Below are 14,302 nucleotides of genomic sequence, written 5' to 3' on the forward strand. Positions count from 1 at the left end.
AACGACCCCGCAGTGTCTTTAACGCAAAACCCGTAAAGAGTAATATATCATCTGAACTACTTGAGATAGGAAAGCGGTTATCCGGCCCGCTTGGGGGTCGCTCTACAATTCTATACAATCAAACCCAATATTTACTTTATGTAATACTTTTTCAACAGACTGCTTGTCTTCTTGTGATAGAAAATAAGTACCATTTTGTAATACAATCTTTGAAGCATATTTGTTACCATCAATAACATGTCCCATAAACCCCTATCTCCCTCTTTTTTGCAGAATGCTCAATTTACAATTTTAAAAACATAACTTACGAATATAATAAATTTCTGCCACATGGCATCATATGCATAGAAATTAATTTACATTCAACAGCACCACGTCGTATTGCCCAAAAGAAAGTAAATATGGTTTATAGCCTAAAAAACGGCGTAACCTATGGTATATGCCATCTTAATTTCAGATTCGTCAGATTTATCCAGCTTAGACTCTATATTTTTATTGACTAAGGATATACAGTTACCTTTTTAGAGATTTCATCCGTTCTTTTTTTGTATGCTTTTTCAATATACTCTTCTGGATCATTACAGAAATCGTCCCATTTTATAAGTACACAGTAGCGGTCTTCTTCCCTCCAAGCACATTTGTCGTTATCAGGTATATAATAGTTAATAGTAAATTCTTTTACTGTAGTACTATCATTAATACTAACTAAGTTGTGGTTGCCTCCACAAATCGAACAATCATAATTGCCTTTATAAATTACGTCATACATACTTGGTAGTAATACCCCCAGAATACCACTGCGGGTATTACCCTCACCGTTGTAAAGAGAAGCCTGCAGTTCTCTTTTAATGTATCTTTGTTCTTCATAACCAAGGTTTTCGGCGCTTCTTGTTCCAATTAAATGAATGGTAACTGTAGAATCTGACAAGTAATCATCTCTTATTTTCTGCAAAATATAATCTTCATCATCCGAGTCTATAGCCTCGTCCAGTGACTTGTCTATCATATCAATATCTAAATTATTTTGTATATTCTTTTTAAAGTCTTCATCTTCCGTTTTAAATGAAATAAAGCATTTTCTTCCCATAAGTGTCACCTCCCTCTAAGTTTTTTCGGCCACTCTTTAACTCCCTCTATTTTATATTTGTTCTAGTTGAATAGTCAGTACAATGCAACTATCATCCTCCACCGTTTTTTTCGGAAGGCTAAATATACTGTGACCATTTACTGTTTTCGGAAGAAATTAGAGTTTCGATTCTTTGAACAAATAACGGAAATGGTTCTTTAACACCATACGGTTCAGCCTACGTTAAAAATAGATATTTTTCATGCTCCAAAGACTCGCTATTTGTTCGATATTCGACCCAGTTTTCTTGAAATCTGAAAAGACCTGTAATTGGCGCTATAATTGCAACTGCTGCCCCGGCAACACTTACTATTTCTTTCCACCAAACAAAACCGGTTGAGATAAACCCCGTGATAACAGGAATTGTTGCGGCTAATAATATTTTAATAGTTCTCAACCAATAAAAACACTTCTTAATTAAACTTACTCTTCTGATCATACCACCTTATTTGACCCTCAACACGGTTGTCAATGTATTCTTCTTGTGTCATACAGTCCCCCCTCAATCTGAAACCCCAAATACTTTTTGGTGCGTTCTTATGATAGCAATCTCTTTTTCCAGTCATTCAAACAGAAATAGTAGATCCTAACTTAGAGTCTACTTTTATCAAATCAAAGGTTTTCACTTTCAAGAATGTTGATAATTTGTTTTAGGTGATCATTTTCTAAATTGTTAGCTACTGTAGTACCCTCTATAATCTCAAGGTTATTAATTGTTGTCTCATAATTCCAGCCTGGTGCGTCAATCGCAAGTAGTTTTTGAGAAGCCCTGACTGCTAATTCCCAATCTTCACCCAAAACAGCAGCCTCTAGTGCTGTAGCAACATCCCAATAGTCTTGAGAGTTAATTCCACCTCTACGTGCAACTGAAAATACTACTGCTGGAAGTATTGTTTCAAGCTTCTTTAAAGATTCCTCACCGTGTTTACGGAAAAGTAAGGTCGCTGCATTAATGCCAGGATAATAGTCACGAGGATCTAACTCAAACCCTTTGGAATACCATTCTATTGCTTGATCTAAATATCCTAATGCTTTGGCTTCCTTCCCATGCTTTATAGCTTCGTCATACAGATCCTTATAAATTCGCCCATAAATTCCGCAGTTTTCAGGAGAGGCACCAAATTTTTTAATTACGCTATCAAGAACCTTTGTTGCTCTCAGGCGATCCTTGTTTTGATTTCTTCTATTTAACGCCATTGCGTACTGTTCATTAATTGTAACGGAAAGATCTCTTAGTTCTTGAGGCACTTTTTCTATTAAGTTAATCATTTCATCCCAAGCTTTTATATCCCTATATGAAAGCATTAAATCCATCAATAGTTCCGAATGAGTTTCGTTAAAATCACCAAGAGACTCTTCAATCTTTATCATATCTTTTTTAGCCTGTTCTTTATCTTCTAATATACGAGCCTCCTCAAGCTCCTCTCTAATGCTCTCTATTCTTTTTGCTCTATCCCTAAAACTTTCTGTTACATCATGATCCAAATTTATTCCAGGAAATTTCGATATAACCTGGAACAAAGGGCTATCTGCTGTTTTTAGATCCTTCTTGGACTCTTCCAACTTTTCTTTCAACAATACTGATAATCTCTCTGCACCCTCATCTGAAAGAACACCGTTATCTAATTCATAAGGGAGTGCCCTTACCATACCAACATCAAAAGGTAATTTACTGTCTTTAGCAAAGATTAGAATTGTGGATCTTGGTCGCGAACAGTGACGGATACCTAATTCATAGTAAACATTCGGGTTTTGAATTGTTAAATCAGCTATTACAATTTCTGCCAGAAGCAGCCTTTCAAACATGGGAATGTGGATAATGCCACCACTTCTCTCTTCATCAGCTCTTATTACATCAACCTGAGCTTCTTCAGCGGCTGGTTTTATGGCTTTTTCGTAAATAGAATCAAACTCTATTTCAAATGTTGATGTTTGATCCTTTTTTTTACCAAAAGGCATCACAACAAAAAGTAACGGTTTCATCTGACCCCTCCTACACTGTGAATTCATTAAAGTGTCACCTAGTAGCTAGGTTCTGAAGCCTTGCTTCGCTCCATCCATAGAGTGTTATATTATTATCTATCAAAAACTTTGGTTTCACACCTTTGGTATCTTTTAATCTAATTGCATAAACTGGTTTTCCTGCAGCAAGGGTCATTTCCACTTCTTCTGGAACCCAATGACTTTTATAAGTCTTATTTCCAACAAACACAATTGTTCTTGAAGTACCTTTAATGTTCTTTGAGATAGCCTGCCTTATAACCGCTTCATCTTCTGTATCCCATCTTTTTAGCAAGTCTTTTACCTTAAAATCAAGGCCTTTGTATTTGGAGTTGACTGCTCGCCCTTTAATAGTAACAACAACCTTCCTATCAAATTCCGAGAAGCTAAAGAAAACTACATTTGCCATTTCAAATCCCCCTTTTAACGTATAAATTTAACTCAATCCCAAAAAATTTCTTTATGTTTGTAACTATACTTGGATATTGACTTACTATTTCAAAAGTACGGTCTTAGGGTTACATACTTTGGACACCTAGTACATTAGCAAATTTTGACCTTTATAGCCCTAATCTATTTTTAATGTCCGCAGTCCAACAGATTTTAGCGGCAAAACCATAATTGGTTTTAATCCATTCTTAGATTTGTTTATATGTAGCCATTTTAATACACCTTCTCAACTCATCTTGATTTCTAAAGTGATTTATTTTATGGTAATGCCTTGGCCTTTAAAGTTTCCGGCTGGTTCACATTATAGACAAAATCTTCTAAAAACCCTTCAACACGTTGTGAGATAATTCCTCTTTTTTCCTCTTCTTACTAGTATTGTATTATTGGATCACGTTAAAAGGCCTCAATAAATTGATTGAGGCTGGCTGAAAGTACTCTTAGTTGTGTCACTGTAATCAAATGGAACGAAATCGCTAGGCGGTGGTTTGGTTCCATCCTTTTGGTACGCCGTTATCTCATCTTTCCCCTTCGTACTATTACCCTGCAAAAGTTTGTCTCAAATCTGAAATTTTATTATTGTCCTTGTCCTTGGTTCGTGTTAATAGCCCTTTATTCTTCAACCTGGCAACAAAACCATAACTTCCTCGAAAGTTAATGGCTGACTAAATCAAAGAAGCACCTTCCCTTGATATCAAGGGAAGGTGCTCAGCTTCCATCTCTATTTCCGATTTTCCAACTTAATTCCATTACACAACAACAGTAACTTCCTTCTAAAAGTTCATTCTCAAACTTTATTCACTCCGACAAGCTTCACAATTATCACATAACCCTTTACTCCACCGTCACACTCTTAGCCAAATTCCTTGGCTTATCAACGTCCGACCCTCTTGCTACTGCAGCATAGTACGCAAGCAACTGTAGCGGTACTACCGTCAGTATCGGTGCCAGCAGCGGGATGGTGTTGGGGATGGTGATGACTTGGTCCACGGACTGACTGATGTTTGAGTCTTCAAAGACCACAGCGGTGACATGGGCACCGCGGGCTTTTACTTCCTTGATGTTGGATACGGTCTTATCATAGATACTGCTTTGAGTGGCTAGAGCCACTACCGGTATGCCTTCGGTAATTAGGGCCAAGGTGCCGTGCTTCAATTCGCCGGCGGCGTAGGCCTCGGCGTGGATATAGGAAATCTCTTTTAATTTCAGGGAACCTTCTAAAGAAACAGCATAGTCTAAGCCGCGGCCGATGAAGAAGGCGTCTTCTCTTTTAGCCCATTCACCTGCCAATTTTTCCACTGTTTCCGCATGCCCGAGTACCTGCTCCAGCTGCTCCGGCAGTTCCCTTAAGGCCTGAGTAACACTGGTTACCTGATCCGATGTCAGAACTTTTCTCTCCTGACCTATAAAGAGTCCTAAGAGATATGCTGCCGCCAACTGGGTCAGATAGGCCTTGGTGGAGGCCACTGCTACCTCCGGTCCGGCCCAGGTATAGATGACGGCATCTGCCTCCCGGGAAACTGAGCTTCCCACCACATTAGTGATGGCGACCACCGGTGCGCCCTTGGACTGGGCTTCCCGCATGGCTGCCAGGGTATCGGCCGTTTCGCCGGACTGACTGATTACCACTACTAGGGTATTTTCGTCAATTAGCGGGTCCCGATAGCGAAATTCCGAGGCAATGTCTGCCTCCGCCGGGATTCGCGCTAGGTTTTCCATCACATATTTGCCCACAAGCCCGGCATGATAGGCAGTACCACAGGCCACGAAGTAGACTTTATTAATATCATTTAAGTTCTTAATTTGTTTAAGTTCATCTAGCAGCACGCCGCCGTTATCCAGTCGTCCTTTTAGGGTAGCTCTCAATGCTCGGGGCTGCTCAAAGATTTCTTTCAGCATAAAGTGGGGGTAGCCGCCCTTTTCTGCGGCTTCTATATCCCAATCTACCTGATAGACTTCTTTATCTACTTTCCCTTTTTGGTTAAATACCTCTACCCTTTGATCGGTAACCACCGCTACCTCGCCATCTTCCATGATGAAGGTTTTCCGAGTATGCTTAAGAATCGCCGGGATATCTGAAGCGAGGAAGTTTTCGCCTTCGCCTAATCCCACTACCAAGGGGCTGTCTTTTCGGGCGCACACTAGTTTATCCGGTTCGTCTGTAGACAGTATCACCATGGCATAAGCACCATCTACCTGTTTAATTACTTGGTTTATTGTCTCCAACAAATCACCATTATAGAATTTCTCTACCAGATGGGCCAGTACTTCTGTGTCCGTCTCAGACCTGAAGGTATGGCCTTCCTTAATTAGTTCGTCTTTTAAATCTTGGTAGTTCTCAATAATACCATTATGCACTACGGCAAATCTACCGCTGCAGTCATAATGGGGATGGGCGTTTTCATCCGATGGCTTCCCGTGGGTCGCCCAACGGGTGTGCCCGATACCAATACTGCCGCCTAATTCCTCATCTGCCAGTGCCGCCTCCAGTACCTCAAGCTTACCTTTTTGCTTTATTACCTTTATCTGCTCACCGCAAATGGTGGCAATGCCTGCAGAATCATATCCTCTATACTCTAATTTAGCAAGACCCTCCAATAGTACCGGCGCAGCCGGTTTAGGGCCAATGTAGCCAACGATGCCGCACATGTAACTTCACTCCTTCATGTAACAATCAAAAAGCGTATACGTATCCCGCAGCGTAATAAACCTTATCAAGCGTAATTATACGACTTTTCGAAAGTTAGAATTGGTCAAAGCTCAAATACCCTTTGTGCCCGAAATTACTTCCGGGTTTTGTGGTACCTGTTAACGACCTGCTTTAAGGCCGAGGGGCATCCGCCGAAAGTTCGATAAAACCCCTTCCTCGTCAACCGCATAGTGCGGCTCAGGCGCTTTTCAACCGGAGCAGCAAATCAATTATACCCTCCTCATCTCTCACCTCCCCTTAAGAATATCCTTAACTAATTAATTATACATTCTCCCTCACTACCTGGGCAATACTTTCCACTATTTGCTTGATCTCCGCTTCATCGGTTCCTTCACCCATAATGCGCAGCAAAGGTTCGGTACCGGAAGGGCGCACCAGGATGCGGCCTTTACCGCCCAAGCTTTCTTCTGCGCCGGCAATGGCTGCCGTCACCGTAGGATGTGTCATGCTTTCCTGCTTATCCTTCACCCGTACATTTACCAGCACCTGAGGCAGGCGCTGCATTAATCCTGCAAGGACCGAAAGAGACTTACCGGTTTCCTTAACTACCTGCATAAGCTGTAACCCGGTAAGCACACCGTCACCGGTGGTATTATGGTCTAAGAATATAATATGACCTGACTGCTCGCCACCCAGTGTCGCGTCAATCTCCCGCATTTTTTCAAGTACATAGCGGTCTCCTACCTTGGTTTGAGGTGTTTTGATACCATTTTCCTTCAAGGCCAGATGCAGGCCCAGATTGCTCATTACTGTCACTACCAGGGTATCCTTCCTTAATTGTCCCTTTTCCATTAAATCTTTGGCCAGGATTACCATAATCTGGTCACCGTCCACTAGCCGGCCTTTCTCGTCTACCGCCAGCACCCTGTCTGCATCGCCGTCATGGGCGAGACCAATATCGGCACCATGAGCCAAAACTGCTTGCTGCAATGCTTCAATATGGGTAGAACCGCAATCTTTATTAATATTCACCCCATCGGGATCATTAAAGATAGGAATCACATCTGCACCCAATTCCCAGAGGGCTTTGGGAGAAGCGCCGGAGGCAGCACCATTAGCGCAGTCCACCACCACTTTAATACCCTTTAAATCTGTACGAATAGTTCCTTTCAAGAAGTTTATGTAACGTTTTTCGGCATCCATCACCCTGACTGCCCGACCTACATTTTCCCCCACCGGACGACCGCTGTCTTCCACCTTTGCAGCTTCTCTTTCAATATCATCTTCCACATCATCATCAAGCTTAAAACCTTGGCTACCAAAGAATTTAATACCGTTATCTGCCACAGGGTTATGGGATGCGGAAATTACCACCCCGGCATCAGCACCGAGTTCTCTAGTTAAATAACTGACCGCGGGTGTAGGTACAATCCCGACTAATAAAGCATCGCTGCCCACTGAGCATATCCCCGCTACCAAAGCTGCTTCCAGCATATCTCCGGAAATACGGGTATCCTTACCGATTACTATTTTGGGTTTTTCCTTCCCCTTACCCAGCACTCGAGCCCCGGCCTGACCCAGTTTAAAGGCCAGCTCAGGGGTTAATTCTTCATTGGCTACTCCCCTTACGCCATCGGTTCCGAATAATCTCATCTATTTTTACCTCCTTGGTTCACTCTTTAGGCGGGGCGTACTTCTGGATGATATTTTCCGCCACCCGCACGCCGTCCACCGCTGCGCTGATTATACCCCCGGCATAACCTGCTCCTTCGCCTGCAGGATATAGACCTTCTAAGCTCACCGACTGAGTATCGGCGTTTCTTAAGATGCGTACCGGAGCTGAAGTTCTGGTCTCTACTCCGGTTAATGGTATATCTCCTCCGGCAAAGCCGGGTATCTTCCGATTAAAATCCTGTATGGCCCGGGCCAGAGTTTCGGCTATCTCTTCAGGTAAACATTCATGAAAATTAGCCGGTTTGACTCCGGGTCGGTAACTGGTGCTAACCGACGCAGCCACCTCTCCTATACGGTTAGCCAGAAAATCTTCCACCCGTTGAGTGGGCGCATGATAGTTGTTACCGCCCAATTGAAAAGCTTTACCTTCTAACTGTCGCTGCAGCTCTACTCCGGCAAGGATGTGATTAGATGGGAAGTCCTTTCCATCCACCGTCACCACTACAGCACTATTTGCTATACCGGAGTCTCTGCCGGATTCGCTCATACCGTTGGTAACCACCGTGTCCGGCTCTGATGCTCCGGCCACCACATAACCGCCGGGGCACATACAAAAGGTATAGACACTGCGGCCGGTGAGCTTATCGCGATAGGTCAGATGATAGCCCGCCGGGCCTAATCGGGAATGACCGGCAAACTCACCGTACTGCACCTTGTCTATCAACTGTTGGGGGTGTTCGATGCGAAGCCCTACAGCAAAGGGCTTTTGTTCCATGTCCACTTTTTCACATAGCATGGCGTAAGTATCCCTGGCACTGTGCCCAATAGCCAGCACCGCTGCTTCGGTCTTAATCTCCTGCTTTTCGTTTATCACCACTGCTTCCACCTGGTTGTGGCTGGTGATAATGTCAGTTACTTGACTTTCAAAATAGACTTTGCCGCCCAATTGGATTATCTTTTCCCGCAGGGCTTTGACGATCTCTTTTAGCTTATCTGTCCCCAGGTGGGGCTTATGCTGATATGTAATTTCTTCGGGCGCTCCCCCGGCTACTAATTCCCTTAATACTTCCTCTACGCGCGGGTCCTTGATACGGGTGGTGAGCTTGCCGTCAGAAAATGTACCCGCGCCGCCCTCGCCAAACTGCACATTGGACTGGTGGTCAGGAATTCCCTCTTCCCAGAATTTTTTTACATCTTCGCTGCGTCGGGCCACATCCCGCCCCCGCTCCAGCAGTATTGGCTGATAACCCCAAACCGCCAAGGTTAACGCCGCAAACAACCCCGCAGGTCCCGCACCTACCACTACCGGCGGGTAAGAAATTTGCTTTGACCCTATCTCTAACGCGCGTTTCTTTTCCTCGGGAAGTTCTGTCACATTGGGGTTAGTCAGCAGTTCTTTCGCCAGCTGACCTTCCACGTTGGCCGACACGGTGTAGACTAGGCTTGTGGAGCGGCGCCGAGCATCTACCGATTCCCGCAGGATTTTGAACTCCTTTAATTCGGACTGCGGCACTTTTAGCTCTTTTGCCACCCGGGTAGGCAGCGCTTCTATCGGCTGATCCAAATCCTGACGTAAATTACTTAACTTAATACGCATAATTATCTCCCGTCCTGTTTTTCCTTATTTTTCTCTGGAGAAGTGCGTATTTATCCAAATATACTTTTAATATATTATCTTCTCCGCCGGAAAGTTACTGATTTTTATCTTCCTGGGGTTTCTCGCCTGCCCCTATTTCCACCATAACCCGTATTGGCGTGAATACACTTGGGGTCACACCGGTAGGAAGACGCAGCTGCACCTGCTGCTGCACACTTTCCTCTGCACCGCTGATGTCAATAGGCGCCGTATCCAAGTACTGGATATTTCGCAGTTTGTCCATGTCACCATATACTTTTAATAATTCCGGTTCTACGATAACACGTTTAATAATAAATCCGTCAGCAGGTTCTCCCTCCAGCACCGGATTGACCGCCACCTGCTTGCCCGGCTGTTCTTTTACAATAGGAATAAAGACTTCCACAGTCTGTGGCACTACCCGTACTATATCATTAATTGAATTACCCAGCTCATCCTCCACTTTCACCGGCAGATGCTCCAAGACATTTTGTGAAACACCTTCAAGGTTTACATCCACATAGGCCCGATATATTCTATTAAGCCCGTTACGGGGGCCCGCCACAATCACTTGGGACGGATTAATCACCGGTTCTAGAGTAGAATACCCCGTAGTAGGGCGACCGGTAAAATTAATGATGATTGGGAACTGACTATCAGATATTTCATCAATGGCCACGGCCACTTCCCGAGGATCTATCGCCACCAAATCCACATTTTGCGGGGTATCCACTTCCACTTCCAACATATTTCTGCCAAAATGTACGCCCCTTAGGTCAACTACAGCACGTAAATCACGTGAGTTAAGGGTTTGTATCACCTGTTTCTTACCCTCCACGCGCACATTTACCGATACCGGCTTTTCTTCTATCACCAAATCATTAGCCAGCGCCCGAGTCTCAAGCGGAACATTAATGACAGTTTCCGCAGTGGGATTGGTCTCGCCGGTGACGTAAAGCCACATAAAAATGGCTACCACCAGTGATATGATTTTTAAAAATAAATTGCGCTGCCAAAATTTCTCCACTTTTTAGGACCTCCACTGCCAGAAATGCTGATTGGTTGACTTAGGTATAAGCAAATCTTCCAATGTTTCACGCAGGGTATTCTCGTCAAGATAGCGGGTAAGTTTGCCCTCTTCAGCTACGGATATGGTACCGGTCTCTTCTGAGACAATTACCACAACGGCATCGGAAATTTCACTGATACCCAATGCCGCCCTATGCCTCGTGCCCAGCTGACTGCTCAGATATGGGCTATCGGTAAGCGGTAAAAAGCAGCCCGCGGCCGCCACCCGATCGCCCCGGATGATCGCAGCCCCATCATGCAATGGTGTGGTAGGTACGAAGACATTGGTTAAAAGCTCCACCGTCACCACACCATCCATTTTAATCCCTGTTTCTATATAATCGTTAAGGCCTGTTTCCCTTTCTATCACTATCAATGCCCCATCCTTATTTTTGGCAAGCACATTTACTGCTCGGATTACATCACCAATCAAGCGGGACATGTCGTCCGGTCCCAGGGTGGATAAAGGCCTGGCGAAAAATTTACCCCGGCCCAGCTGTTCCAAGGCACGCCGCAGCTCCGGCTGAAAAACGATAGGCAGCGCCACTAGAATAGCAATACGGGTCTGATCAAGCATCCAGTTAATGGCGGTAAGTCCCAGCCGTTTACTGGCAAAAGATGCTGCCACCAATACAGCTAAGCCCTTTAAAAGCTGTACTGCTCTAGTACCGCGGATAAGCATGGTACCTTTATAAATTACAAAGGCCACCAAGGAGATATCCACCACCATCAGCAGGTAGTCAAGCAGATCATAATATTTTAAAAACTTAAGCTGGGAAAACATCTCTTCACCTCAAATTTAACCCGAACAAAAATACTTAATTAAATTTTTTTCGACAAAACCTTCCCAAAACCCTTTTTCCTTTAAGGGCTTTCTCCTTCTTAATAGTTTCCTGGAAATATAGAAAGTATATCATACTTTATTTACAAAAGTACTGAAAATATCAGTGACAAAGCCGCTAATTATTTAACCCAAAAACAGGGTGTAAAACAAATCATGTTTTAGCACCCTATCTTTCTCCCTTAGAGGAAAAGTATCAGTATTTATTGCTGACGATTTTAAATAATCCTCAATAAAAATTTCTATTGGGGGACTTACCTACTATTAATTATATGCTGTGCCGTACGGGCCGCAATGGCCATCACCGTCTCTGTCGGATTTCCCCCGCCGCTAGTGACAAACGCGCTGGCATCGCAAATATATAAATTGGAGATGTCATGACTGCGGCAAAATTCATCAACTACCGATGCGGCAGGGTCCCTACCCATACGGCATCCCCCCATCAAGTGAGCACTATCCGGAATAACGAAAGCTGCCTTTCCATCTGCAGCTTCAAGAATTTCATTAGCTTTTGCCACCCCATGCGCAATCATTTTATTATCATTGTCACCATAACTAAACGAGGCCAACGCTCGAGGAATGCCATATTCATCTTTTTCCTCACTTAAGGTGACAAAGTTATTATAATCGGGCAGCACCTCACCAACTATAGTAATGCGCGCATAGAAATTATAGTCCCGCATTATCTCGTAGAGATCACTTCCCCAGATGCCGGCACTTACCGCAAGGTTTTTGGCCAATGAAACCGGCCTTCCCCCATGAGCGTTCATGGTGTACCCTCTAGCAAAACCACGGCTTCGGTCCGTTTCGTAGAAATCCTGAGATAAAGCCATCACCGGGGTTCCTTTGTAAAGTCTTACCTCATCATCAAACTTAGCGTAAATATCGTGCCCAGTATGGGTTAGCAGGTAACGCCCCACTAAACCACTGCTATTAGCCAAGCCTTGAGGGAACTTGGAACAGGTAGAATTCAGCAGCAGCCGGGGAGTCTCCACGGCAAAAGCTGATACTATCACCAGCTTTGCTTTTTGGAAGTGCTCTTTACCATCATGATTAAAAGTAACTCCCTTGGCCTTCCCCTGGTCATCCAGCTCTATCCTGGTTACCATACAATCGCTTAATACTTCTGCACCATAACCAATCGCTTTCGGAATATGATGGATTAAGGTACTAAACTTTGAGTTTGGCATACATCCTTGGTTACAAAAGCCCCGGCTGATGCATGGCGGCCGCCCATCAAATGGTGCCGATAATATGGCCAGCGGAGCGACTACGCTTTTAATACCTAACCTGTCACATCCTTTACGAAAGACTTGGGAATTTGCGCTAATCGGATTGCGCTCAGGGTAAGGATACGGCCCGTGAAAACTGCCCCAGGGGAATTCCTTAGGACCGGATACAGCAATGTCTCGTTCAATCTTATCGTAATATGGTGCAAGATCCTGGTATTCAATCGGCCAGTCTTCCCCTACCCCATCGATTGTCTTGGTCTTAAAGTCACTTTCATGAAAGCGGAGGAACACCCCGGTGAAGTGCACAGTTCCTCCGCCTACTCCACGCCCAGAGTTATTATGACCAAAGGTTAGTGCATCTTTACCGGTAGAAAGTCGTGTGTCCTGCCAAGCCAAAGATTGGGCAGCAAGTTCGTCACTGGCAAAATCAGTCTGCGGGTTCCAGAAAGGTCCAGCCTCTATCACCACAACACTAAAGCCTGCTTTACTAAGTTCATATGCTAATACTCCGCCCGCCGCACCAGCGCCAACAATACATATATCAGCACCATCTTTGTATTTCCTATTAGCCAAATCCCGCTGGCGATGATCCTTATAATGATCATGATTATGGGTGACATAGTCGTTATTATTCTTCATTTCGTTCAGCCTCCCATGGGTCGGTCAGACCAAATTCCAGTCTCACATATCCTCGTGGGTATGCTGGGCCAGCGTACCCAATCTCCGACCAGATAGTAGGGTGAGCATAATAGGCACTGACAATTAATGATGCTAATTTTTTAAATAATTCTTTCTGTGGTATTTGCTGCCAATCAGGTACTAAATAAGCCTTGGCTTTTTGTAACGCAGCCACCATCTCGAACTGTTGTCCAGCGTTGAGTTCAACAAATGAGCAATCGAATTGACCCCGGGCGGCGTTATCTAATGCCTTTAAGCCCCACCTTATTAAGTCTTTTAGCGGCGGTGCATCTGGTTTTCGTTCCCCTTCACCAACTGGGGAAGTTAAGCTTTCATCGGTATGGTTAATGACAAATTCCAATATTTCTTTTCTGTCATCATATATAAGATGGGAAGCAATAGCTTTTAGCATTTCCTTCTCTTCAGGCAGTAAAAATTTAGGTGCGGCAAAAGGCCCTAACCTTTTTAATACTATTTCTTCGGTATGCTGGTCCCACTCTTTCTTTTCATCCAGCACATTAAAACCTTTGTAACGTGTCCTCTGTTTTTCATACATAACCATTTACCTCCAATAAAGGGCTATCAGCCCTAAAACACTCATGGATAGCACCATCATAGGCAGTATCACCGGCGGCCCCACCAAAAAGTTCTCTAAGTTGTATCCACCTACTCTTTCCCCCACACCCGTTGTATGCAGCGTAAGACCTGTAAGGCCCGCTAAAGCACCGACAGCATAGAAAATCCCCGCCGAAAGAATTAACAGCGGCGTGACATAGAAAACCAGCAGCAAAGAAACCAACCCAAGCAGCGGTGCCCCTAACACCGGCAGCCACTGGGCCCAGTGACGAAAGTTTTGTCGATAGTGAAACATGGTCACCTGAACAAAAATAGCGATAAAAACCACAGCTAAAAATAATAATATTACCCTGGCAATCGGCCAGCCTTCCCACATAAGTTATCAACTCCTTAT

General features: G+C 44.2%; 13 protein-coding genes. All 13 read right to left on the reverse strand.

Annotated elements, in window-relative coordinates:
- Positions 1-102: 102 nt before the first annotated feature.
- The 13 genes from MFMK1_RS00005 to MFMK1_RS00065 all read right to left on the reverse strand — a co-directional run bounded on the left by MFMK1_RS00005 (position 103) and on the right by MFMK1_RS00065 (position 14,284).
- On the reverse strand, positions 103-246 hold the full coding sequence (locus MFMK1_RS00005; RefSeq protein WP_366923147.1) for a hypothetical protein: 144 nt from the start codon (positions 244-246) through the stop codon (positions 103-105).
- A gap of 253 nt (positions 247-499) precedes the next feature.
- A complete protein-coding gene (locus MFMK1_RS00010; protein ID WP_366923148.1) occupies positions 500-1,087 on the reverse strand; it encodes a TIR domain-containing protein in 588 nt (195 codons plus the stop codon).
- 217 nt (positions 1,088-1,304) lie between these two features.
- Positions 1,305-1,565: a DUF4231 domain-containing protein gene (locus MFMK1_RS00015; RefSeq protein ID WP_366923149.1), complete on the reverse strand. Its 261-nt coding sequence runs from the start codon at positions 1,563-1,565 to the stop codon at positions 1,305-1,307.
- 173 nt (positions 1,566-1,738) lie between these two features.
- A complete protein-coding gene (locus tag MFMK1_RS00020) occupies positions 1,739-3,109 on the reverse strand; it encodes a TRAFs-binding domain-containing protein (RefSeq protein ID WP_366923150.1) in 1,371 nt (456 codons plus the stop codon).
- A 34-nt stretch (positions 3,110-3,143) separates the two neighbouring features.
- Positions 3,144-3,536: a TIR domain-containing protein gene (locus MFMK1_RS00025; protein ID WP_366923151.1), complete on the reverse strand. Its 393-nt coding sequence runs from the start codon at positions 3,534-3,536 to the stop codon at positions 3,144-3,146.
- A gap of 872 nt (positions 3,537-4,408) precedes the next feature.
- Positions 4,409-6,223: a glutamine--fructose-6-phosphate transaminase (isomerizing) gene (gene glmS, locus MFMK1_RS00030; protein WP_366923152.1), complete on the reverse strand. Its 1,815-nt coding sequence runs from the start codon at positions 6,221-6,223 to the stop codon at positions 4,409-4,411.
- A gap of 322 nt (positions 6,224-6,545) precedes the next feature.
- Positions 6,546-7,877: a phosphoglucosamine mutase gene (gene glmM / locus MFMK1_RS00035; RefSeq protein ID WP_366923153.1), complete on the reverse strand. Its 1,332-nt coding sequence runs from the start codon at positions 7,875-7,877 to the stop codon at positions 6,546-6,548.
- A gap of 19 nt (positions 7,878-7,896) precedes the next feature.
- Positions 7,897-9,495: an NAD(P)/FAD-dependent oxidoreductase gene (locus MFMK1_RS00040; protein WP_366923154.1), complete on the reverse strand. Its 1,599-nt coding sequence runs from the start codon at positions 9,493-9,495 to the stop codon at positions 7,897-7,899.
- A 94-nt stretch (positions 9,496-9,589) separates the two neighbouring features.
- Positions 9,590-10,540: a CdaR family protein gene (locus MFMK1_RS00045; RefSeq protein WP_366923155.1), complete on the reverse strand. Its 951-nt coding sequence runs from the start codon at positions 10,538-10,540 to the stop codon at positions 9,590-9,592.
- Positions 10,541-10,543: 3 nt separating this feature from the next.
- Entirely contained in the window at positions 10,544-11,365 is an 822-nt protein-coding gene (gene cdaA / locus MFMK1_RS00050) for a diadenylate cyclase CdaA (RefSeq protein WP_366923156.1), read from the reverse strand.
- A 311-nt stretch (positions 11,366-11,676) separates the two neighbouring features.
- Positions 11,677-13,293, reverse strand: a complete 1,617-nt coding sequence (locus MFMK1_RS00055) for a GMC family oxidoreductase (protein ID WP_366923157.1) — start codon at positions 13,291-13,293, stop codon at positions 11,677-11,679.
- Complete coding sequence (locus tag MFMK1_RS00060) at positions 13,283-13,888, reverse strand: gluconate 2-dehydrogenase subunit 3 family protein (protein WP_366923158.1); 606 nt, start codon at positions 13,886-13,888, stop codon at positions 13,283-13,285. Before MFMK1_RS00060 ends, MFMK1_RS00055 begins: the two co-directional genes overlap by 11 nt.
- A gap of 6 nt (positions 13,889-13,894) precedes the next feature.
- Complete coding sequence (locus tag MFMK1_RS00065; protein ID WP_366923159.1) at positions 13,895-14,284, reverse strand: hypothetical protein; 390 nt, start codon at positions 14,282-14,284, stop codon at positions 13,895-13,897.
- Positions 14,285-14,302: the final 18 nt, after the last annotated feature.

This window comes from Metallumcola ferriviriculae, assembly GCF_035573695.1.
Classification (GTDB): domain Bacteria; phylum Bacillota; class JADQBR01; order JADQBR01; family JADQBR01; genus Metallumcola; species Metallumcola ferriviriculae.